Source organism: Mycobacterium neumannii, assembly GCF_048452905.1.
Lineage (GTDB): Bacteria > Actinomycetota > Actinomycetes > Mycobacteriales > Mycobacteriaceae > Mycobacterium > Mycobacterium neumannii_B.
In genome coordinates, this window is sequence record NZ_JBCGVF010000001.1 from 281,526 (window position 1) to 303,190 (window position 21,665).

Annotated in this window: 22 protein-coding genes and 1 pseudogene; 13 read left to right on the forward strand and 10 right to left on the reverse strand. The window is 65.9% G+C overall.

Translation table 11 applies throughout. The features are described 5' to 3' along the window. Positions 1-3: 3 nt before the first annotated feature. The 4 genes from AAHH99_RS01265 to AAHH99_RS01280 are packed head-to-tail and all read left to right on the forward strand — an operon-like array spanning position 4 to position 3,564. Positions 4-1,089, forward strand: coding sequence for a thiolase domain-containing protein (locus AAHH99_RS01265; protein WP_067393878.1), 1,086 nt, complete (start codon positions 4-6; stop codon positions 1,087-1,089). Then, positions 1,089-2,267: a thiolase domain-containing protein gene (locus AAHH99_RS01270; RefSeq protein ID WP_064412736.1), complete on the forward strand. Its 1,179-nt coding sequence runs from the start codon at positions 1,089-1,091 to the stop codon at positions 2,265-2,267. Before AAHH99_RS01265 ends, AAHH99_RS01270 begins: the two co-directional genes overlap by 1 nt. Further along, the gene (locus tag AAHH99_RS01275; protein WP_407937585.1) at positions 2,264-3,151 is read left to right on the forward strand and encodes a TIGR03619 family F420-dependent LLM class oxidoreductase; all 888 of its coding nucleotides are present in this window, start codon (positions 2,264-2,266) and stop codon (positions 3,149-3,151) included. The genes AAHH99_RS01270 and AAHH99_RS01275 overlap by 4 nt, the downstream gene beginning before the upstream one ends. After that, the gene (locus tag AAHH99_RS01280) at positions 3,148-3,564 is read left to right on the forward strand and encodes a nuclear transport factor 2 family protein (RefSeq protein WP_064412737.1); all 417 of its coding nucleotides are present in this window, start codon (positions 3,148-3,150) and stop codon (positions 3,562-3,564) included. Before AAHH99_RS01275 ends, AAHH99_RS01280 begins: the two co-directional genes overlap by 4 nt. On the opposite strand, the gene AAHH99_RS01285 is transcribed toward AAHH99_RS01280, so the two are convergent. After that, positions 3,561-4,547, reverse strand: coding sequence for an MOSC domain-containing protein (locus AAHH99_RS01285; RefSeq protein WP_418767053.1), 987 nt, complete (start codon positions 4,545-4,547; stop codon positions 3,561-3,563). The genes AAHH99_RS01280 and AAHH99_RS01285 overlap by 4 nt on opposite strands. Positions 4,548-4,625: 78 nt before the next feature. Here AAHH99_RS01285 and AAHH99_RS01290 point away from each other — a divergent pair, with 78 nt between their 5' ends. Continuing rightward, the gene (locus AAHH99_RS01290) at positions 4,626-5,318 is read left to right on the forward strand and encodes a hypothetical protein (protein WP_418767054.1); all 693 of its coding nucleotides are present in this window, start codon (positions 4,626-4,628) and stop codon (positions 5,316-5,318) included. Here AAHH99_RS01290 and AAHH99_RS01295 read toward each other — a convergent pair whose 3' ends face one another. After that, positions 5,319-5,849, reverse strand: a complete 531-nt coding sequence (locus AAHH99_RS01295; RefSeq protein ID WP_067393879.1) for a gamma carbonic anhydrase family protein — start codon at positions 5,847-5,849, stop codon at positions 5,319-5,321. Between the two features lie 131 nt (positions 5,850-5,980). On the opposite strand from AAHH99_RS01295, the gene AAHH99_RS01300 reads away from it, so the two are divergent. From AAHH99_RS01300 to AAHH99_RS01310, 3 genes are all read left to right on the forward strand, one after another. Further along, positions 5,981-7,144, forward strand: a complete 1,164-nt coding sequence (locus AAHH99_RS01300) for a Rieske 2Fe-2S domain-containing protein (RefSeq protein WP_418767055.1) — start codon at positions 5,981-5,983, stop codon at positions 7,142-7,144. 71 nt (positions 7,145-7,215) lie between these two features. Further along, positions 7,216-7,629 (forward strand): hypothetical protein, encoded by a 414-nt coding sequence (locus tag AAHH99_RS01305; RefSeq protein WP_418767561.1) that lies wholly within the window; start codon positions 7,216-7,218, stop codon positions 7,627-7,629. Positions 7,630-7,702: 73 nt separating this feature from the next. Then, the gene (locus tag AAHH99_RS01310) at positions 7,703-8,305 is read left to right on the forward strand and encodes a sensor domain-containing protein (RefSeq protein ID WP_418767056.1); all 603 of its coding nucleotides are present in this window, start codon (positions 7,703-7,705) and stop codon (positions 8,303-8,305) included. A gap of 16 nt (positions 8,306-8,321) precedes the next feature. Here AAHH99_RS01310 and AAHH99_RS01315 read toward each other — a convergent pair whose 3' ends face one another. Genes AAHH99_RS01315 through AAHH99_RS01325 form a run of 3 tightly spaced genes read right to left on the reverse strand, consistent with a single transcriptional unit; the run spans position 8,322 to position 11,376 of the window. After that, positions 8,322-9,467, reverse strand: coding sequence for a sulfotransferase family protein (locus tag AAHH99_RS01315; protein WP_418767057.1), 1,146 nt, complete (start codon positions 9,465-9,467; stop codon positions 8,322-8,324). Then, on the reverse strand, positions 9,464-10,246 hold the full coding sequence (locus tag AAHH99_RS01320) for an SDR family oxidoreductase (RefSeq protein WP_418767058.1): 783 nt from the start codon (positions 10,244-10,246) through the stop codon (positions 9,464-9,466). Before AAHH99_RS01320 ends, AAHH99_RS01315 begins: the two co-directional genes overlap by 4 nt. A 2-nt stretch (positions 10,247-10,248) precedes the next feature. Then, complete coding sequence (locus tag AAHH99_RS01325) at positions 10,249-11,376, reverse strand: hypothetical protein (RefSeq protein WP_418767059.1); 1,128 nt, start codon at positions 11,374-11,376, stop codon at positions 10,249-10,251. Positions 11,377-11,460: 84 nt separating this feature from the next. Between AAHH99_RS01325 and AAHH99_RS01330 the strand changes: the two genes are divergently transcribed. Both AAHH99_RS01330 and AAHH99_RS01335 read left to right on the forward strand, forming a co-directional pair. Beyond that, positions 11,461-12,384 (forward strand): IclR family transcriptional regulator, encoded by a 924-nt coding sequence (locus tag AAHH99_RS01330; RefSeq protein WP_418767060.1) that lies wholly within the window; start codon positions 11,461-11,463, stop codon positions 12,382-12,384. A 169-nt stretch (positions 12,385-12,553) separates the two neighbouring features. After that, positions 12,554-12,976 (forward strand): hypothetical protein, encoded by a 423-nt coding sequence (locus AAHH99_RS01335; protein ID WP_418767061.1) that lies wholly within the window; start codon positions 12,554-12,556, stop codon positions 12,974-12,976. Positions 12,977-13,174: 198 nt separating this feature from the next. Here AAHH99_RS01335 and AAHH99_RS01340 read toward each other — a convergent pair whose 3' ends face one another. Beyond that, positions 13,175-13,585, reverse strand: coding sequence for a hemophore-related protein (locus AAHH99_RS01340; RefSeq protein WP_418767062.1), 411 nt, complete (start codon positions 13,583-13,585; stop codon positions 13,175-13,177). A 214-nt stretch (positions 13,586-13,799) separates the two neighbouring features. Next, positions 13,800-15,878, reverse strand: coding sequence for a RecQ family ATP-dependent DNA helicase (locus AAHH99_RS01345; protein ID WP_418767063.1), 2,079 nt, complete (start codon positions 15,876-15,878; stop codon positions 13,800-13,802). 175 nt (positions 15,879-16,053) lie between these two features. Here AAHH99_RS01345 and AAHH99_RS01350 point away from each other — a divergent pair. Together AAHH99_RS01350 and AAHH99_RS01355 are read left to right on the forward strand one after the other, a co-directional pair. Next, positions 16,054-16,341, forward strand: a pseudogene (locus AAHH99_RS01350) (acetamidase/formamidase family protein); the annotation flags it as partial. 138 nt (positions 16,342-16,479) lie between these two features. Beyond that, entirely contained in the window at positions 16,480-17,127 is a 648-nt protein-coding gene (locus tag AAHH99_RS01355; protein ID WP_418767064.1) for a DedA family protein, read from the forward strand. Positions 17,128-17,133: 6 nt separating this feature from the next. On the opposite strand, the gene dmpG is transcribed toward AAHH99_RS01355, so the two are convergent. The 3 genes from dmpG to AAHH99_RS01370 are packed head-to-tail and all read right to left on the reverse strand — an operon-like array spanning position 17,134 to position 19,906. Continuing rightward, the gene (gene dmpG, locus AAHH99_RS01360; protein WP_418767065.1) at positions 17,134-18,192 is read right to left on the reverse strand and encodes a 4-hydroxy-2-oxovalerate aldolase; all 1,059 of its coding nucleotides are present in this window, start codon (positions 18,190-18,192) and stop codon (positions 17,134-17,136) included. Beyond that, complete coding sequence (locus AAHH99_RS01365) at positions 18,189-19,106, reverse strand: acetaldehyde dehydrogenase (acetylating) (protein WP_418767066.1); 918 nt, start codon at positions 19,104-19,106, stop codon at positions 18,189-18,191. Before AAHH99_RS01365 ends, dmpG begins: the two co-directional genes overlap by 4 nt. Positions 19,107-19,120: 14 nt before the next feature. Then, positions 19,121-19,906 (reverse strand): 2-keto-4-pentenoate hydratase, encoded by a 786-nt coding sequence (locus AAHH99_RS01370; RefSeq protein WP_418767067.1) that lies wholly within the window; start codon positions 19,904-19,906, stop codon positions 19,121-19,123. 73 nt (positions 19,907-19,979) lie between these two features. On the opposite strand from AAHH99_RS01370, the gene kstD reads away from it, so the two are divergent. Further along, positions 19,980-21,662 carry a 3-oxosteroid 1-dehydrogenase gene (gene kstD / locus AAHH99_RS01375; RefSeq protein ID WP_418767068.1) on the forward strand — a complete coding sequence of 561 codons (1,683 nt, stop codon included), beginning with the start codon at positions 19,980-19,982 and terminating at the stop codon, positions 21,660-21,662. Positions 21,663-21,665 lie beyond the last annotated feature (3 nt).

The window sequence follows — 21,665 nt, forward strand, 5'->3', positions numbered from 1 at the left end:
GACGTGACCGATTCAAGAGATGTAGCAGTCGTCGGGTTCGCGCACGCACCGCACGTGCGCCGCACCGACGGGACCACCAACGGCGTCGAGATGTTGATGCCGTGTTTCCACCAGCTCTACGACGAGCTCGGCCTGAAGCAGACCGACATCGGCTTCTGGTGTTCGGGGTCCTCGGATTACCTTGCGGGCCGGGCGTTCTCGTTCATCTCCGCGATCGACTCCATCGGTGCGGTGCCGCCGATCAACGAGTCGCACGTCGAGATGGACGCGGCGTGGGCGCTCTACGAGGCCTACATCAAGATCCTCACCGGCGAGGTGGACACCGCGCTGGTGTACGGCTTCGGCAAGTCCAGCGCGGGTGTGCTGCGCCGCGTGCTGGCGCTGCAGACCGATCCCTACAGCGTCGCCCCGCTGTGGCCGGACGCGGTGTCGATGGCGGGTCTGCAGGCCCGCTTCGGACTCGACGCCGGCAAGTGGACCGCAGAGCAGATGGCTCAGGTCGCACTGGACTCGATGACGGCCGCCGGCCGCACCGACAGCGAGAAGGCTCCGACTGCCTCAGACGAGGCGAAGGCGATCTCCGAACTCCTCGAGCGGCCGTACTTCGCAGATCCGTTGCGCCGCCACGACATCGCGCCGATCACCGACGGAGCCTCGGCGATCGTGCTCGCCGCCGGCGACCGGGCGCGTGAGCTGCGTGAGAACCCGGCGTGGATCACCGGGATCGAACATCGCATCGAGACACCGATACTGGGCGCCCGCGATCTGACCACGTCGCCGTCGACGGCGGCGTCCGCCCGGGCGGCCACCGGCGGCGACACGGGATCCATCGACGTGGCCGAGATCCACGCACCGTTCACCCACCAGCAACTGATCCTCACCGAGGCGATCGGGCTGCCCTCGTCGACGAAGGTGAACCCTTCGGGCGGTGCGTTGTCCGCCAACCCGATGTTCTCGGCGGGCCTCGAGCGCATCGGGTTCGCCGCACAACACATCTTCAACGGTTCGGCGCAGCGGGTCCTGGCGCACGCGACGAGCGGGCCTGCGCTGCAACAGAACCTGGTGGCCGTTCTGGAAGGACACGCCTGATGTCGAAGAATCTCGCTGCGGTCCTGGGTACCGGGCAGACGAAGTACGTCGCCAAGCGTCAGGACGTCTCGATGAACGGCCTGGTACGAGAGGCCATCGACAAGGCGCTGGCCGACTCCGGCGCGACGATGGATGACATCGACGCGGTGGTGGTCGGCAAGGCGCCCGACTTCTTCGAGGGCGTGATGATGCCCGAACTGTTCATGGCCGATGCCGTGGGCGCGACGAACAAGCCGTTGATCCGAGTGCACACCGCCGGTTCGGTCGGCGGGTCGACCGCGGTGGTGGCCGCCAGCCTGGTGCAGTCCGGTAAGTACCGGCGGGTGCTGGCCATGGCATGGGAGAAGCAGTCCGAGTCGAACGCCATGTGGGCGTTGAGCATTCCGGTGCCGTTCACCAAGCCGGTCGGCGCCGGCGCCGGCGGCTACTTCGCCCCGCATGTGCGTGCCTACATCCGCCGTTCCGGGGCGCCCGACCACATCGGTGCGATGGTGGCGGTCAAGGACCGGCTCAACGGCGCCAAGAACCCGTTGGCGCACCTGCATCAGCCCGACATCACGCTGGAGAAGGTGATGGCGTCACAAATGCTGTGGGACCCCATCCGGTTCGACGAGACATGCCCGTCCTCCGACGGCGCCTGCGCTCTGGTGATCGGCAACGAAGAGATCGCGGATCGCCGTGTCCAGGAAGGCAATCCGGTCGCGTGGATCCATGCGACCGCGCTGCGGACCGAACCGCTGGCCTACGCGGGTCGCGACCAGGTCAATCCGCAGGCCGGCCGCGACGCCGCCGCGGCGTTGTGGAAGGCGGCCGGGATCAAGAGCCCCATCGACGAGATCGACGCCGCCGAGGTCTACGTGCCGTTCTCGTGGTTCGAGCCGATGTGGCTGGAGAACCTCGGATTCGCGCCCGAGGGTGAGGGCTGGAAGCTGACCGAGGCGGGTGAGACGGCGATCGGCGGTCGCATCCCGCTCAACCCGTCCGGCGGCGTGCTGTCGAGCAATCCGATTGGGGCGTCCGGCATGATCCGGTTCGCCGAGGCGGCGATCCAGGTGATGGGCAAGGCCGGTGAACACCAGGTGCCCAACGCGCGCAAGGCGCTCGGCCACGCGTACGGCGGCGGCTCGCAGTACTACTCGATGTGGGTGGTCGCCAGCGACAAGCCCGAGCACCGATGACCACAATGCAGTACACCTGCGCGGTGCCGATGTGCCAGATCGACCAACTCATCGACATCGCCAGGACCGCTGAGGAAGTCGGCTTCACGTCGATCGCGTTGCCGGACTCCATCTTCTACATGGAGAAGCAGTCGGCGGACTACCCGTACACCCCGGACGGCTCCCGGATGTGGGACGAGAACACCCCGTGGGTGGACCCGCTGATCGCCGCCGGCGCGATGGGTGCGGTGACGTCGACGCTGCGCTTCTACACCAACGTGATGAAGTTGGGCTCGCGCAACCCGCTGCTGCTGGCGCGTCAGGTCGGCTCGGTGGCCAACCTGACCAACAACCGGTTCGGTTTCGGCGTCGGAATCGGCTGGGCACCGGAGGAGTTCGAATGGTGTGGCCAGCCCTATGCCAAACGCGGCAAGCGGGTCGACGAGATGATCGAGGTGATCAAGCTCGTGCTGGCCGGCGGCATGGTCGAGTTCCACGGCGAGTTCTACGACTTCGACAAGCTGCAGATGAGCCCGGCGCCCACCGAGCCGGTTCCGTTCTACGTCGGCGGCCACACCGACGTCGCGCTCAGGCGCGCGGCACGTGTCGGTGACGGGTGGACCAGCGCGATGATGACCGGCGAACAGTTGGCCGAGACGATCGCCAAACTGAAGGCGCTGCTCGCCGAATACGGCCGCGCCGACGACCCATTCGAGTTCCAGGCGGTCTGCATCGACAAGTTCGGCGTCGACGGCCACCGCGAACTCGCCGAATCCGGTGTCACCGACAACATCGTGATGCCGTGGGTGTTCGAGGGACTGGGCTTCGACGCCCCACTGCAACCCAAGCTCGACTCGATGAAGCGTTTTGCCGAGACCTACATCCACTCGGGTTGGCAGAAGTGAGCGTCACCAATCCCGATGCGCCGGTTCACCTGGCGGGCAAGCGATCCCGCGAGGCGGCAATCGCCCACGACAAGCAGGCCTGGCTGGACAACTTCGCCGACGACGCGGTCGTCGAGGATCCGATCGGACCGTCACACTTCGACCCGGAGGGCAAAGGCCACCGCGGCAAGGAAGCGATCGCCAAGTTCTACGACACCGCGATCGCGCCCAGCGAACTGCAGTTCAACTTCGTCGAGACGTTCCAGTGCGGTAACGAGGAAGCCAACGTCGGCTCGATCGTGATCCGGTCCGCCGGCTACGAGGTGACCGCCGAGGGCGTGTTCACCTACCGCGTCAACGACGAGGGCAAGCTCGTCGCGCTGCGCGCATACTGGGAGCTGGACCGCGCCACCGCGAGCGCGCGAAAGATCTAGCGGCCGAAGCGGTCCGCAGCCGAGGTGGCCAGGCTGAAGGTGAACCGCTTCGCTCGCCTGACCGCGTCGGTGAGGGCGCGTTTGGGTGCTGCCGCGGCACGGAGCTCGACCGCGTCACCCACGCGCGCGGCGCCCGCGGTATCCACCCAGCAGTAGCTGCCCAGGCATCGCTGCGCCCGTTCGGCGACGGCCTTGGTGATGCGGCGGTCGACCTCGAGGCCCGGTTGCGCACGGCTCGGGACGACGCAGCGGATGGTCGGCATCGTCACCTCGAGCACCGCACCGCCGACGGTGAGATGGCCGCCGATCCACTGCGCTTCGGGTAGGCCGTCGTCCGGATCCCGTAATGCGAGAAGCACATTCGGCCGAAACCGGCGCACGTCGAGCGGATCCCCGTCGACCTCTGCACCGACTGTCGACAGACTCGTGACGCTCAGCACGTGGACCGGCGCCAGGTCGACGAACATCCCCGGCGGCGTCGAGAACCGGGCGAACATGGCGAGGTCCGCGATCCGGAACATCGAGACATCAGGCAACCTTTCACCGTCACCGACCCCGAAATCGGTGCGCAGCGAGGCGATCGACGCGTTGTCTCGTTCGTGCTTGCTCAATCGGTGCAGGCTGGTGTCCTCGGCCGGCGGCAGTGCGGTCAGCCGCATGTCACGTCCGGCCAACTCCGACAGCTTCGCGTTCACCGCGTCGTCGCTGCTGGACAGTTCACTTCCGTCCGGAAAGGTGATCACCACATCGGGCACCTTGCCCGGACCCGCATCCGGCGGCAGCGGAGCGGCGTACCGTGCCGTCGCGTTCAGCAGCGCGGGGATGCGGCGCGCCGAGGCGGTCACGTCGCGCTCCAGATCGCGAACCGCCCAGAGCCGATCGCCGAGAACTCCGCGTGGTCCGATATCGACACTGTCGACGCGTTCGCCGCCCAGCGACTTCACCGGGTAGCGCCACAGTTCGGCAACCTCGCCGATCATCATGGGCGCCAGGCTACCGCCAACCGGTTCGGTCGCAGACCTGCATCCAGCGCATACGGCGAATTCAGTACGTTCGTTGTCGTGCTCTCGACACGAATGCGACGTCCGGATGCGTTGATTGAACGCGGCCGACTCACCATCACGAAGTCGATGTCCGCCGCGGCGGTGGCGGCTGCCATCTGCGCCGCCACTGTCGGCTGTGACGCCACGACCGGCCCCGTCCCGAACACGGGCACCGCAAGCCCGACCACCTCGCCTACCGCCTCTCCGGCGCCTGCCACCACGACCACCGGCACCGACCAGCCGGACGCGGCCTTCGATTACAGCCGCCTCCTGCTGCAGGCGTCCGATCTCAGCGACGCCGAGGACACCTTCACCGTTGCGTCGACGAACCCGGCGCCGGGAGGGTTACCCGGTTCGAGCGCCCTGTTCGTCAACCAGGACGACACCCGTGCCATCTCCAACACGGTCGTGATCTACCCGGACGCCGAAACCGCAACCAGAACGCTGCGCGAGGCCATACCCAAACTCGACCAGGTGGCCGTCGACGCGACACCGCGGCCGGTCCCGGTCGGCACCGACGGCACCATCGCCGTCGGCGAGTCCGTCGACCGCAGCAAGGCGGTCACGCTGGTGCTGTTCACGCAGGGGCCGGCGCTGGTACGCCTGGAATTCCAGAGCGCTCAAGGGGACGCCCCCACCGAAGAATTCGTGATCAACATCGGCAAGATGCAGAACGTCGCCCTCCGCGTCGGACTGCCGGAACCGCAGTAGTCACTCCTCCACGGGCTGCAGACCCGTCGAGTAGCGGCGGGCCAACTCCTGGTACGCGCCGGGATTGGTGTTCACCCACATCTCCGCGCCGGTGCCCGCGATCGGGCCGCGCACCTTCGCGGGCGCACCGGTCACCAGCACCTCGTCGGGGATCTTCGTGCCGCCGACGACGAGCGAATGCGCCGCGATCAGGGTGCGCGCACCGATGACCGCGCCGTCGAGCACCGTGCAGTGGTTGGCCAGCACCGCCTCCGCGCCGATGTGCGCACCGTGCACGACGCACGCGTGGGCGACCGTGGCGCCGGGTCCGACGTCCACCGGAATGCCGGGCGGGGCGTGCAGCACGCAGCAGTCCTGCACGTTGGCGCCCTCGCGGATCACGATCGGGGCGAAGTCGGCCCGCAGGACCGCGTTGAACCACACCGACGCCCCCGCCTCCACGTGCACGTCACCCACCAGCGTGGCCGTCGGCGCGATGAACGCGTCCGGATCGATCGTCGGTGCGCGCCCCTCGAACGAGTACAACGGCATCGTTTGGTTATACCCCTAGTTGACCCCCGATGAGCGCTTCACGGGGAGGCGAATTACCTGCATAGATTGCGTGGAGAGCGGGAAAAACTGTAACGTGTTCTAGTTAGAGACACAGAAGCGGGAGGCCCACCGTGACTACCAACAGTGCGGGAATTCGTGAGATCGACACCGGCGCCCTGCCCGACCGGTACGCCCGGGGTTGGCATTGCCTGGGCCCGGTGGAGAACTACCTGGACGGCAAGCCGCACGGCATCGAGATCTTCGGCACCATGCTGGTGGTCTTCGCCGATTCACACGGCGATCTGAAAGTGCTCGACGGCTACTGCCGGCACATGGGCGGGAACCTCGCCCAGGGCACGATCAAGGGCGACGAGGTCGCCTGCCCGTTCCACGACTGGCGCTGGGGCGGCGACGGCAAGTGCAAGCTGGTGCCCTACGCCAAGCGGACACCGCGATTGGCCCGCACCCGTGCCTGGGAGACCGACGTGCGCGGCGGGCTGTTGTTCGTCTGGCACGACCACGAGGGCAACCCGCCCCAGCCCGAGGTCCGGATCCCCGACATTCCGGAGTTCGAGAGCGACGAGTGGACCGACTGGAAGTGGAACTCGATCCTGATCGAGAACGCCAACTGCCGGGAGATCATCGACAACGTCACCGACATGGCGCACTTCTTCTACATCCACTACGGCTTGCCGACATTCTTCAAGAACGTCTTCGAAGGCCATATCGCGTCGCAGTATCTGCACAACGTGGGCCGGCCCGACATCAACGACATGGGCACCACCTACGGTGAAGCGCACCTCGACTCGGAGGCGTCGTATTTCGGCCCGTCGTTCATGATCAACTGGCTGCACAACAACTACGGCGGCTACAAAGCCGAGTCGATCCTGATCAACTGCCACTACCCCGTCACGCAGAACTCGTTCATGTTGCAGTGGGGCGTCATCGTCGAGAAGCCCAAGGGCCTCGACGAGAAGATGACGGAGAAGCTCGCCAACACGTTCACCGAGGGTGTCAGCAAGGGCTTCCTTCAGGACGTGGAGATCTGGAAGCACAAGACCCGCATCGACAACCCGCTGCTCGTCGAGGAGGACGGCGCGGTGTACCAGATGCGCCGGTGGTATCAGCAGTTCTACGTCGACGTCGCCGACATCACCCCGGACATGACCGACCGCTTCGAGATCGAGGTCGACACCACGGCGGCCAACGAGAAGTGGCATGTCGAGGTCGAGGAGAACCTCAAGCGTCAGGCAGAAGAGAAGGACGAGAAGGAAAGAGCCGAGCAGAAGTCGTGACCGAAGACCGTAAGGCACCCGACGTCGACCAGATTGTCGGCCCCGCCGACGTCGACCGGCTGGCCCGGGCGATGCTGCTGCTGCACGGTGCGCATGACGACGACGACGAGCACGGTCACGGTCACGGCGGGTTGGGGCCCGAAATCACCTCCAAGGCACCCTCTTTCGGTGGTGAGCGCGCAGCGGCACTGCGGGAGGCCACCCAGCGGGACCGCGAACGGTATCTGAGGTCGGGCCTGGTATCCGTCGACTGCCGCTTCTGCCATGTCTCGGTGGACGTCAAGAAGCTGGGACCGGCTCACACCTCGGTGCAGTGGAACACCGAGGCATCGCGGCGGTGTGCGTACTTCACCGAGATCCGGGAATCCGGCGGCGACCCCGCGCGCGCCAAGGCCTGCCCCCGGCTGGCCGACAGCATCAAGCACGCCGTGGCCGAGGGATGCCTGGAAGAGATCTCCTCGGCCCCCTCTCCCGGCGACGGCTAGAAATCCCCAGCGCGAGGCCGTCGTAAAGTGCTCTGATATGCGCTGCGTTGCGGTCACTTTCTGTCTGTTCGCGGTGACTGCCTGCACGCGCGTGGTGGACAGTCCGCAGCCGGCGCCCGAACCGCCGGTCGCCCCGATCACCGCCGGACAAGTCGGCGACCTGCTGAGCCCCGACGTGACGAATGGCGACGGCAACCTGTTCGTGACCGTCGACCCTGCCGAATGCGCGGGTGTGGCGCGTGAGGTGGACCCGCCGTTCATCGTCGATCACGATCCCGCGGCGTACGACGGCGGGCACTGGATGACCATCAACGGCGCTCTCGACGTGTACGTCGAGGAGATGGTCGGCGTCTACCGCGCCGATTTCGACGCCAAAGACGCGCTCGCACAATCCAAGCACACCATCGACGCCTGTCAGGGCATGACCTTTCGGGTCACCAGCATGGCCGAACGCGAGTATGTCTTCGAGCTTCTGCCGCAAGTCGATTCCGGTTCCGCCGCGATCCTGCTGTGGTCGTTCAAAGGCGACACCTGGGCTTGCGACAGCGCTTTCGTGGCCGCGCACAACGCCGCGATCGAGATCTCGACATGCGGTCCCGCCAATGGCTACGACGTGCGTTCCCTGGCCGAGGACGCGCTCCAGCGGATCGAGAAGTTGGCCAACACGGCCGCTTGAGCCGGGGCGCGCGAAATCACAGCCCCCTGAAGCGCTCCTTGACCTCGTCGTCGGTCAGGCCGTAATCGGCCAGTGAGTAGGTGTGCTTGGGCGCCCGTGGGCCCTTCTTGGTCTCTTCGTGAGTCGCGGTCGCCGCGTCACGCGCCGCGTCGGTGAATTCAATTCCGAACGCACGGTAGATGTCGGCCACAGCGCCGACGGGATCCTTGATCAGCTCGAAGTAGTCGAGATCGTAGAACTGAGCCGGATCGTGCTTGGCCCGTTCGGCGTTGAACAGTTCCAGTCCCCGCGACCAGGTCTCCAGCGAATCGCGTCCGATCGTCTCCCCGACGAACGTGGTGGACCAGCCCTCGGTGGTGTGTTGGGCCAGCGAGCACATCGAGGCCATGATCGTCTCCGGCGGCCGGTGACACTGGATGACCAGCGCGTCCGGATACGTCTTGAACAGCGCATCGAGCGCGAACAGGTGACTCGGGTTCTTCAGGACCCACCGCTTTTCGGGTTCGTTGAGACCGATCAACTGAAGGTTCTTGCGGTGCCGCCGATAGGGCTTCGTCCAGTCCTGTTTGGCCAGCCATTGTGAGTATGTCGGGAGGTGGGCCAGCGTCTCGTAGGACACCGAATGCAGCGACTGGCGGAGCAGCTGCCAGCATTCCTCGACCTCGTCGGCGGTCATGTAATGCAGCCCGGTGTAGTCCGGGTTCTCCGCGTGGGCCTTGCTGAACTGGGCGTCGAGTTGGGCGAAAACCGGGTTTTCGGGCCAAGTTTCGCGCGGCGGCCGAGGCTGCGGGTATTCCGCCAGCCACAGTTCGAGACCCTGGTGCCGCGGGTCGGCGGCCAAGAGTCGGTGGATGGCTGTGGTGCCGGTGCGGGGCAGACCCGTCACGAAGATCGGCCTCTCGATCGCGACGTCGGCGTGCTGCGGGTGCTGTTTCCACGCCGCTTCCGACACGAGCCGGGCGACCAGCGCGTTGCGCACGAAGAACCGTTGCATCTTGCTGCCGAACTCGGTGAGATCCGCGTCGCGGCGGTAGGATTCGAGCAGCACCCCGAGTGCTTCGCGGTAGTTGTCGTCATCGCTGCCGAAGTCGTCGAGGCCGCAGGCCTTGGTCGCCGAAGCGTGCAGATCCTCGACCGTACCGACGTCCGTGCGTGGGCTCACGCCTTGTACTCCCCACAGTTGACATCCAGTGCCTGGCCGGTGATTCCACTCGACAGGTCGCTGGCCATGAAGAGGATCGCCGAGGCCACCTCGTCCTCGGTGGGCAGCCGTTTGAGATCGGATGCGGCCGCGGTCGCCTTGTAGATCTCGTCGACCGTGGTGCCGTACTTGCCGGCCTGATGGTTGAAGTAGCTTTCCAACGTCCCGCCCCAGATGTAGCCCGGCAGAATGGAGTTCACCCGGATACCCTGCTCGCCGAGTTCGGTGGCCAACGACTGCGACATCGCCAGCAGCGCCGACTTGGCCATCTTGTAGGCGCCGTACTTGGCCTGCGAGTGACGCACCACCATGGAGTTCACGTTGACGACGGATCCGTTGGATGCCGCCAGCGCAGGGGTGAACCCCTGAATCAGCCGCAGAGCACCGAAGACGGTCAACTCGATCGCATCACGCATGTGCTCGAAAGTGGTGTTGGCCAACGGTTTCATCGACGGCACCCGAAACGCGTTGTTGATGAGCACGTCGACCTTGCCGTACGCCTTCATCGTCTCGTCGACGAGATTGTTCACTTGCGCGTCGTCGGTGATGTCGGTACCCACCGACAGCGCCCGCCTGCCCAGATCGGTCACCTGTTTGGCGACGTCCTCCAGCCGTTCGACCGTGCGGGCGGCCATCACGAGGTCGGCGCCTTCCCGGGCGCACCGGCGCGCGAGCGTCGTGCCTAGCGCGGGTCCGACGCCGCTGATGACGACGACTTTTCCATCGAGCATCCCGGCCATGGTCAGCCCACCATCCTGTTCTGAATCTGCTGTTGTCGCAACGCGATCCTGGCACGCCAGTCGTCGTCGGAGATCTTGTTGCTGTCGTAGTACGGCAGCGCGTCGGCGACCTTGTCCACGTCGAGGACCTCGACCGTCGGACCGTCCGCCTCGGTCAGCGCGCGTGACAATCGCTGCCACCGGAACTGCAGATATCCCTTGCGGTGGCCGAGCGTCTCGCACCAGTTCGTAACGCCGGGGTTGGCGTCGGAGACCACGATGCGAATCTGATCGTCCGGATCGGCTTGTGCCTGAGTGCCGTTCAGCGATGTCTGGTGATTGATGTAGTCCAGCGAGATGTACCAGAGGCTGCCGAGCTGGAATCCGAGATACGGAGCTTCGCTGACCGGCAGCGTGATGATCATGGCCTGGTTCGGCGCCAGGTCGAAGTGGCCGACCGACGAGTACTGCGTGGCCAGGCCGCCCGGGGTGAGCCGCGGCGCCACCATCGTGTTCACCGGCAACGTGTTGTAGAACCACTGCGGGAATTGCAGCCACGTCTTGACCCGCTGGACAAGTTGCTTGCCGGCAACGGCATAGCGCTTCTCGATGGTCGCCTTGCTCAGCGGCGGCGGGGCCGTGCCTGCGGTGTCGGTCCGCGTGATGCTGATGTAGCCGCGCTGCGCCGACCAGTCGTTGTAGACCTCGCGGACCACCAACTGCGACGGGCTTTTCGGGGTGAACCGCCATTCGTAGGTGCCGTCCTCGGCGACATCGAGTTCGCGGTCGTCGAACGCGGCTTGGCTGTCAGGGACGTTGTCGTCGGTGTACTCCCCGCCGAGCATCTGGAAGGCGAGGTCGGTCGTGGTGCCTCGCTTACCGGTGACGACGTACTCGCGGCCGGCCTGCACGCGGGTGCCGAAGTAGAGGGCGTCCGGATTGTCGAGGCCCATCTTCGTGAACGGCCCCGTCCCGGACTGCATGAACGGATGGTCGCGATCGTAGTCGAACGCCAGGTGGGTGCAGGCTGCGACGCATCCGGCGAGGTACTGCAGACCCTCGAGCAGGTCGGCTTCCGATTCGATGAACGGCGCGGTGGCCACGAGGTGCTCGGCTTCGGCGATTGCGTCGATAAGCGGCTGAGAGTACACACTGCGAAACTAGAACGCGTTCTAGCACTAGTCAATATACCGACCGCTGTGGTCCAAATATGGAACGGAAAGTAGCCTGGGCGCGTGAGCTCAGCCGAAACCTCCGGTCGTGCGTCGCCGCCGACCGAGCGCGTGGTGCGGGTGCTCGACTTCCTGGCCAACCACCCCGGCCAGCGGTTCGGCGTCTCAGAGTTGGCTCGGCGCACCGGCTTGAGCAAGCCGACCTGCCTAGGGCTGGTCAGTACGCTCGCCGATGCGGGGTATTTGGTGCGCGATCCGAGCGACAAGACGTACCGGCTGGGCCCGTCGCTGATCACGCTCGGGCACCGGGCCCAAGAGGCGTTGCGGGTGAGCCCCGCCGCCCGCGAGGAACTGCGCCGGCTGTCCTCTCGCTTCGGCGTCACGGCAGCCCTGTCGGCGGTGGTCGACGACCGCATCACGGTGCTCGACCTCGTATCCCCGTCGGGCGTCAGTGCCGGTGTCGAGGTCGGGCAGAGCTATCCGTTCGCACCGCCGGTCGGCTTGATGTTCGTGCTCTGGGACGAGGAGGCGCAGCGCGACTGGTTGGCCAAGGAGCCGACGGTGTTGACGCGAACGCCTCTGCGCACGGACACCGAGCGGTTACACCGGGTGATCGCCGAATGCCGCGCGGACGGTTACCTGGTCGAGCGGCTGACGCCCGGCGGGCGGCGGTTGTATTCGTTGATGGCCGGGATGTCGGCGCAGTTGCCTGACGAGTTGCGCGCCCTGCTTGGTGAACTGGTCTCCGACATCGGCGAACGGGTTTACCTGCGCGACGAGAGCGACACCGGCCGCAAACGCCATGACATCAGCGTGATCTCTGCACCGGTGTACGACCACTACCAGCGACAGATCATGGTGGTCTCGATGCACATCGGAAAGGCATTGACCGACAACGAGATCACCGAGCGGGCGCGAGCATTGGTCGCGACGGCCGATGCGGTGACCGAACAGTTGGGCGGGGTCAAGCGCCGCGACATCACTTAGCGCAGCAAACCTAAAATCTTGTTCGGTGCGTTTTGCCCGAGCGGTTCAGGGGTAACCGGAATCGCGTCAGGGGGTCTTCAAACCGCAACGTCGAGTAGCGAACGGGGCGGTGAACAACAAGTCGATGTGACGCCGCACCGTCGGCGCCACCACGATCAAGGAGTTCAACGTGGAGATCAAGAAGTTTGCGGCCACAACAGCAATGGCGGGTGCGCTGGGCTTATCGGCATTCGCACTGGGTAGCGGGCTCGCGCAGGCAGACCCGGGGCCGAAAATCCCAGGTCCGCCGAATCCGCCCGGGCCGGTCATCTCGAATTGGGCGCCGGGCGATCCGCCTGGGCACAACCCGTTCGGCCCGCCCGGACAGGTGAAAAAGGACCCCACGATAGGCGTGGTTCCGAACCCGTTCTATGGCGTTCCGCCGGGACACTGGGATGACCCGGCACGTCTCAACATCCCGGATGTCTGGCTGCCGCCGCTCGAACTGCGGCCGGACTTCCCGGACCTACAACCGCTGAAGGTGGAATGGAACGCCGAGGCCAACGCATTCGGCGTCTTCCTGGAGAACGGTGTGTTCATCGCCTACCGGTAACGCCACAGGCTCCACACAGCAGCCGCCCTGTCCAACGGCAGGGCGGCTGTTGCCTACGCAGTTGTTCGTTGCTCACGCAGTTGTTCGAGGCGGTGCCGGGCGGACCCGGCGAAACTTGACTTGATCTACATGTCGTAGCGGTACCCGAACACGCTTGTGGCGCCGGCTGGGAGCCGGCGCCACAGCGGGTTGTTTGGGTTACGCGTCACTCAACGCGGCCGAGATCGGCGTCGGAGTCACATCGACACCACACTGGTTCGAGACCTCCGTGACGGGCTGGTTGATGGCCTTCAGCTCGGACTCGACCTGCGGGTTCTGCGCGAAGTAGGCGCGGAAGTCCTGCGTGGCCTGATCCTGCGGCTTCGTGGCGATCTCCGTCAACGCCTCGTTGGCCTCGGGGTTCGAGGCGAGATAGGTGCTGGTCGATGCCGACACCGTGCTCGAGGTGTTGGCAATCGCGCTCACGCTGCAGGTGTTGTCCTGCGTCGGCGCCGGAGCCGGCTGCGCATTGGCAACCGGTGCCACAATCGCGGCGGAACCGAAAGCAAGCAGGCCGCCGGCGAACATTCCGTACAGGCCGCGTCGAACGGTCGTTGCGGACAGGTTCATCGAATCACTCCTTTGGTCTGCGACACGGTGGCCGCTCCGTAATGCGTAACCGGCCCGGGGGGCGGGCTAAACAGCGCCAGTACAGACGGCGTTTCGGGTGTCAGCAAGCCCAGCCCTCTCTAACGCGTTGATCGCACGCAGCTGGTACGTGGAATCAACCTGTTAAAGCACTCGCGGCCGCCAATTGAGTCGGTGGTCGTGCGAGTAGGAGCCGTCAGCTCACGCTGGCCAGCGCGAACGGCAGCACCTCGGGCGCCCCGGCCGATCTGACCACCCGCGAGGCCATAGTGAGCGTCCACCCCGTGTCGGTGACGTCGTCGACGAGCAACACCGGTCCCGCCGCCGTCGACAGCTCCGGGATTTCCCACGCGCCGTTCAGTGCGGCCACGCGGTAGGCCGAGTTCGCCGCGGTCACCGGCCTGCGCCCGGGCGCATAGCGGAGCACACCGAGGTCGGTCAGCCGGCCGAGCCGGGCGAGTGCCCGGGCCAGCGACGTGATCAACAGCGGATGCGTCTCGGAGTCGAGCGCCGCCACCGCGGTCGGGCGGTTCTTCCAATCCCACGCCGCCAACACCTGCACGGCGGCCCGCACCACGTCGTCGGACGCCTCCGCATCCGGTTCGTCGAGCACCCGCCGCAGCCGCGCGCCCCAGCCGAGATCGGTCAGCCTTCCGATCGCGCGGCCGGGTTCTGGACCGTCGGTGATTTTGCCTTTGAGGTCCAACCCGAGAACGCTCAGCCCCGACGGCCACTGCTTGCGCGGTGTCAGTTCGACGCCGGGCCGCATGAGCCGCGTTCGGGTGTCCTCCACGGCGGCGCCATCGACGGTGGCGTCATAGCGCGAACCCGTGCAGTTGTCGCAACGGCGGCACCGCTCCCCCTCGGCCAGTCCGGGGTCGTCGAGCTGAGCGCGCAGGAAGGCCATCCGGCAGCGGCCGGTCGCTTGGTAGTCGAGCATCGCCTGCTGCTCACGTTTGCGCGCCTCGTCGAGCTTGCGGTAGCGGGCCTCGTCGTACACCCACTCCTGACCCGTGCCGATCCAGCCGCCCTTCACCCGCCGAACCGCACCGTCGACGTCGAGCACCTTCAGCACCATCTCCAACCGCGTCCGATTGAGATCGACCATCGGCTCCAACGCAGCCGTCGACTGCGGGCGCTCAGGGTCAAGAACACGAATCACATTGCGCACCATCGCTTCCGATGGGAACGCCACCGACGAGAAGTAACGCCAGACATCCTGATCCTCGCGGCCCGGCAACAAGATCACTTCGGCGCTGGCCGTCGACCGGCCGGCGCGGCCAACTTGCTGGTAGTACGCGATCGGCGAGGACGGCGCACCGAGGTGCACAACGAATCCGAGGTCGGGTTTATCGAAGCCCATACCGAGCGCCGAAGTCGCGATCAACGCCTTGACCCGATTGGCCAGCAGGTCGGCCTCGAGTTGTTCGCGCTCGGCGGCTTCGGTCGAGCCGGTGTAGGCCGCAACCGCATGGCCTCCTTCACGCAGCAACGCCGCGAAGTCGTGCGCCTGCGCGACGGTCAACGTATACACGATCCCCGAGCCGGGAAACGAATCCAGGTGTGCAGCAAGCCAAGCCGCGCGTTGCGCAGGGTTGCCGGCCTTGACTACCGACAGCCGCAACGACTCGCGGTCCAGTCCGCCCCGCAGCACCAAAGTGTCGCCGCCGCCGACGCCCAACTGGGCTGCGACGTCGTCGACCACCCGGTCGTTGGCGGTGGCGGTGGTTGCCAGCACCGGGATATCGGCGCCGAGTTCGGCGATCAAAGTGCGGATCCGCCGGTAGTCGGGCCGAAAGTCGTGGCCCCAGTCGGACACGCAGTGTGCCTCGTCGACGACCACCAGACCGGCGTCGTGCGCCAGTGCGGGCAACACCGCGTCGCGAAAGTCGGGATTGTTTAACCGCTCTGGGCTGACGAGCAGCACGTCGAGTTCTCCGCTCCGCACCCGCTGATGGATCTCGGCCCACTCGGCGACGTTGCTCGAGTTGATGGTCGCCGCGTGGACACCAGCCCGCTCGGCAGCGGCGACCTGGTTGCGCATCAGCGCCAGCAGCGGCGACACGATCACCGTCGGGCCGTGCCCTCCGGCGCGCAGCAGTTTGGCGGCGATGAAATAGACCGCGGATTTACCCCAGCCCGTGCGCTGCACGACGAGCGCGCGCCGACGGTGCACGACCAGCGCTTCGATCGCACTCCACTGGTCGTCGCGCAGCACGGCCTGCGGACTGGCCAGCTGCTCGAGAATCTCCTGGGCCTGCGCGCGGTTGCTCACCGCTTCATCGTGCCTTGCGGGTGCGACAGTTTCGCACCGACATGTGAGCAGGGTTACAGCAAGACTTAAGGGGTATGCGACTGACGTGCGCGTAGAACCGCAAATCTTTGCCTGTCCATGCCCGCGCGCGCCACTCGCGGGAAGGGTATGACGATGGTCTCGTACAGGTACCGCTGCGAATACGGTTGCGGCACAACAGTACCTGGATTCGCAGCTCGCATACCAGCGGGCCTGTCTACACGTGATCGACTACCTGACCAACTTCGGCTACAGCCCGGAACAGGCTTATTTGTTGCTCGGCGCAGCGCCCATCGAGGGACGGTTCTCTGGAGTGGTCGATATCCCGAACTCCTGTGCGACGGTGTACCTGCCGACGGCGATCTTCGACATTCCCATCGCCCCGACCGCGGGTAAGCCGGCGAAGATCGACCCAGGTATCGGCGCCCCGCGCGCTGCGTCGTAGGACTCGGCACGGGTCACCTGGTCGCCTCGCAGTCATGGCCGAACGTGGGTTACCAGCACACCAAATAGCGATTGGACGTGCGGGTAACCCACGTTCGCGCCAACTGGGGTGCCAGCCGGCGTCATCTACCGTCGAACCATGGACGGCACCTTGACCGTGGTCGCGGATGCGGGTCCCAGCGTCGGAGGTGTGGCGGCATGGGCGGTGCAGTTGATGGACCGTCTCGGTGGCGTCGGTGCAGGCGCAGTCATCGCCGTGGAGAACGTCTTTCCTCCGCTGCCGAGCGAGATCATCCTGCCGCTGGCGGGCCTGTCCGCCGCCCGCGGTGAGATGTCGCTGTGGGAAGCCATCGCCGGAACCACGGCGGGTTCCGTGGTGGGCGCCGTCGTGCTCTATCTGCTCGGCGCGCGCCTCGGGCGCGACCGGGTCCACCGGTTGGCCGCACGACTGCCGTTCTTCTCCGACGACGATCTGACGAAAAGCGAGGCGTGGTTCCGCCGTCACGGATCGTGGGCGGTGCTGTTCGGACGCATGATTCCGGTCGTACGAAGCCTCGTCTCGGTTCCCGCAGGGATCTACTGCATGCCGTTCGTCCGATTCCTCGCACTCACGACGGCGGGCAGCGCAGCATGGAACAGCCTGCTCGTGATGGCCGGCTACAAATTGGGCGACAACTGGGAGACTGTATCCACCTGGACGTCGCGCTACCAGTACGGCGTCCTGGCCGCAGCCGCCGTTCTGATCGCAGTGTGGCTGGCGAGAAAGCGGCGCAGCCAAGGCGTCTAGCCGTCGCTAGGGGGTCTTGGCGTTGTCCTGTTCGCGTTTGATCTCCAGCGCGATGTCGATCAGCTGGTCCTCCTGGCCGCCGATCAGCTTGCGCTGGCCCGCACGGTGCAGCAGCTTGTGGGCGGGAACACCGTAACGCTCGGACTGCCGGATCGCGTGCTTGAGGAAGCTGGAGTACACCCCCGAGTAGCCCATGATCAGCGCGTTGCGGTCCAGCAGGCACTCGGCCGGCATCGCGGGGGCGACGACCTCTTCTGCCGCGTCGGCGATGTCGAAGAAGTCGATTCCGGTCTTGACGCCGATCTTGTCGAACACCCCGATCAGCGCCTCCACCGGCGCATTGCCCGCACCCGCGCCGAACCGGCGGCACGACCCGTCGATCTGCTTGGCGCCCGCGCGCACGGCTTCGATCGAGTTCGCGACGCCGAGCCCGAGGTTCTCGTGGCCGTGGAAGCCCACCTGCGCATCGTCGCCCAACTCGGCCACCAGCGCCGCGACCCGGTCACGGACGCCCTCGAGCACGAGCGCGCCGGCAGAGTCGACGACGTAGACGCACTGGCAGCCGGCGTCGGCCATGATCCGCGCCTGCTTGGCGAGCTTCTCTGGCGGAATGGTGTGGCTCATCATCAGGAAGCCGACGGTCTCCAGGCCGAGTTCGCGGGCCAGCCCGAAGTGCTGGATCGACACGTCGGCCTCGGTGCAGTGGGTGGCGATCCGGCAGATCGAGCCGCCGTTGTTCTGCGCCTCTTTGATGTCCTCCTTGGTGCCCACGCCGGGCAGCATCAGGAAGGCGATCTTGGATTCCTTTGCCGTTTCGGCGGCCAGCTTGATCAGCTCCTGCTCGGGGGTCTTGGAGAACCCGTAGTTGAAGCTCGACCCGCCGAGACCGTCGCCGTGGGTCACCTCGATGACCGGCACACCGGCGGCGTCCAGCGCCGCGACGATCGCGTGCACTTCGTCCTTGGTGAACTGGTGCCGCTTGTGGTGGCTGCCGTCACGCAGCGACGTGTCCGTCATCCGGACGTCCCAGATCGGGTTGAAGTAGATGTCGTCGGTGACACTCATGCTTGGCCTCCTGCCGTCGCGGCGAGGGACTCCTTCGCGATCTCCTCGCCCACCTTGGCCGCCGCCGCGGTCATGATGTCCAGATTTCCAGCGTAGGGCGGCAAATAGTCGCCCGCACCCTCCACTTCGATGAACGTGGTGACGACGTGGTTGCCGCCGTTGACCACCGACGGTTCGTCGAACTGCGGATCGTTGAGCAGCCGGTAGCCGGGCACATAGGTCTGCACCTCGGCGACGACGTCGCGGATCGACTGCGTGACCGCGTCGTGGTCGGCGTCTTCGGGGATCGCGCAGAAGATGGTGTCGCGCATGATCATCGGCGGCTCGGCGGGGTTGAGGATGATGATCGCCTTGCCGCGCTGGGCGCCACCGATGTTCTGCACACCGGCACTGGTGGTCTTCGTGAACTCGTCGATGTTGGCGCGCGTTCCGGGACCGGCCGACGCCGACGACACCGACGCCACGATCTCGGCGTAGGGCACCTCCACTGCACGGCTGACCGCGTACACGATCGGAATGGTCGCCTGTCCGCCGCAGGTGACCATGTTGACGTTGGGTGCGTCGAGGTGCTCGCGCAGGTTGGCGGGCGGGATCACGCCCGGCCCGATCGCCGCAGGCGTCAGGTCGATCGCGCGGATACCGGCGTCGGCGTACTTCGGCGCGGCGTCGCGGTGCACGTAGGCGCTGGTGGCCTCGAAGACCATGTCGGGCTTCTCGCTTTGCGCCAGCAGCCAGTCCACCCCTTCGTGCGAGGTCTCCAGCCCCAGCTTGCGGGCGCGGGCCAGGCCCTCGCTCTCCGGGTCGATGCCGATCATCCAGCGTGGTTCCAGCCACTCCGAACGCAGCAGTTTGTACAGCAGATCGGTGCTGATGTTGCCCGATCCCACGATTGCGACCGATGCCTTGTCCGGCATAACTAGCTCCTCGATTATTCGAAACTCAGGTGTACCGAGCCCAGCCCGGTGAAGTCGGCGACGTACTCGGCGCCAGGGGTGGCGTCGAACGCCTTGGTGCACGAGCCCGGCAACACGATGTCACCGGCCTTGAGGCGGACGCCGAAGCTGTCGACCTTGCGCGCCAGCCACGCCACCGCGGTCACCGGGTTACCCAGCACCGCATCACTGCGGCCCTTGGCCACCACCTCGCCGTTGCGGGTGAGCACGGCATCAATCGCGGTGATGTCGATGTCCTTCGGCGATACCCGGTTCTCGCCGAGCACCCAACCCGCCGAAGATGCGTTGTCGGCGATCGTGTCGCAGAGTTTGATCTTCCAATCCGTGATGCGGGTGTCGATCAACTCGATGGCGGGTGCGAACGCGGCCGTCGCCGCCAGGACGTCGTCTTCGGTGCACCCTTCACCCGGCAGATCGTCGGCCAGAATGAATCCAACCTCCACCTCGACGCGGGGATAGAGGTAGTCCGCCGACTTCACCGGCCGGTCCTCGTAGACAGCCATGTCGTCGAGTAGGTGTCCGTAGTCGGGTTCGTCGACGTTCATCATCTGCTGCATGGCCTTCGACGACAGCCCGACCTTGTGGCCGATGACCGTGGCGCCTTCGGCGACCCGTTGCCGGATGTTGATCAGCTGGATCTCGTAGGCATCGACGACATCGATATCGGGGTGGCCGTCGGTCAACGGCGCGATGGGAACCTTGCTGCGCTCGGCCTGGGCGAGATCGGCGGCGAGCTCCTGCCGCACCTGATCACTGAGCATCCTTATGAAGTCCCCTTGTTCTGTTGACCGGCGCGGTTGTGGGTCGGCCGGGCAATTCTATAACGTGTTCTACATGACTGGTCAGGAGTACGACGTCGTCGTGGTGGGGAGCGGCGCAGCCGGTATGGTCGCCGCGCTCACCGCAGCCCACCAGGGACTTTCCACAGTAGTCGTCGAGAAGGCTCCGCACTACGGTGGTTCCACTGCGCGGTCCGGTGGTGGCGTCTGGATTCCCAACAACGAGGTGCTCAAGCGCGACGGCGTCAAGGACACCTCGGACGCCGCACGCACGTACCTGCACCACATCATCGGCGACGTCGTACCCGCCGAGAAGATCGACACCTATCTCGATCGCGGCCCGGAGATGCTGTCCTTCGTGATCAAGCACTCACCGCTCAAGCTGTGCTGGGTGCCCGGCTACTCCGACTACTACCCCGAGGCACCGGGCGGTAAGCCGACGGGTCGTTCCGTCGAGCCGAAGCCCTTCGACGCGAAGAAGCTGGGTCCAGACCTTGCCGGGCTGGAGCCGCCCTATGGCAAGGTCCCGCTGAACGTGGTTGTCATGCAGCAGGATTACGTCCGGCTCAACCAGCTCAAGCGGCACCCCCGCGGTGTGCTGCGCAGCCTCAAGGTCGGCGCGCGCACGATGTGGGCCAAGGCCACCGGCAAGAACCTGGTCGGGATGGGTCGCGCGTTGATCGCGCCGCTGCGCATCGGCCTTCGAGAGGCGGGTGTGCCAGTGCGGCTGAACACCGCGTTGACCGACCTGTATGTCGAGGACGGTGTTGTACGTGGCATCTTCGTACGTGATACCAGCGCACCGGAATCCGGTGAGCCCGAACTGATCCGGGCCCGCCGCGGCGTCATCCTGGGCTCGGGCGGCTTTGAACACAACGAGCAGATGCGGGTCAAGTACCAGCGCGCGCCGATCACCACCGAATGGACGGTCGGCGCCAAGGCCAACACCGGTGACGGCATCATCGCCGCCGAGAAGTTGGGCGCGGCACTCGATGTCATGGAAGACGCCTGGTGGGGGCCGACGGTACCGCTGGTCGGCGCCCCGTGGTTCGCACTGTCGGAACGCAATTCGCCGGGTTCGATTATCGTCAACATGGCCGGCAAGCGGTTCATGAACGAGTCGATGCCCTATGTTGAGGCGTGTCACCACATGTACGGCGGACAGTACGGCCAGGGTCCTGGGCCCGGCGAGAACATCCCCGCCTGGCTGGTGTTCGACCAGCAGTACCGCGACCGCTACATCTTCGCCGGTTTGCAACCGGGACAGCGGATTCCGAAGAAGTGGCTGGAATCGGGCGTGATCGTCACGGCGGATACGCTCGAGGAGCTGGCCGATAAGACCGGGCTGCCGGTGGATGCGTTCAAGGCCACAGTCGAGCGCTTCAACGGCTTCGCACGCTCGGGCGTGGACGAGGACTTCAGGCGTGGCGAAAGCGCATACGACCGGTACTACGGCGATCCAACCAACAAACCCAATCCCAACCTCGGCGAGATCACGCATCCGCCGTACTACGCGGCCAAGATGGTGCCCGGCGACCTCGGCACCAAGGGCGGTGTGGTCACCGACGTGCAGGGCCGTGCTCTGCGTGACGACGGCTCGGTAATCGAGGGCCTCTATGCTGCGGGCAACGTCAGTGCGCCGGTGATGGGTCACACCTACCCCGGTCCGGGCGGGACCATCGGCCCGGCGATGACGTTCGGTTACCTTGCAGCACTCCACATCGCCGGAAAGAGTTAACGC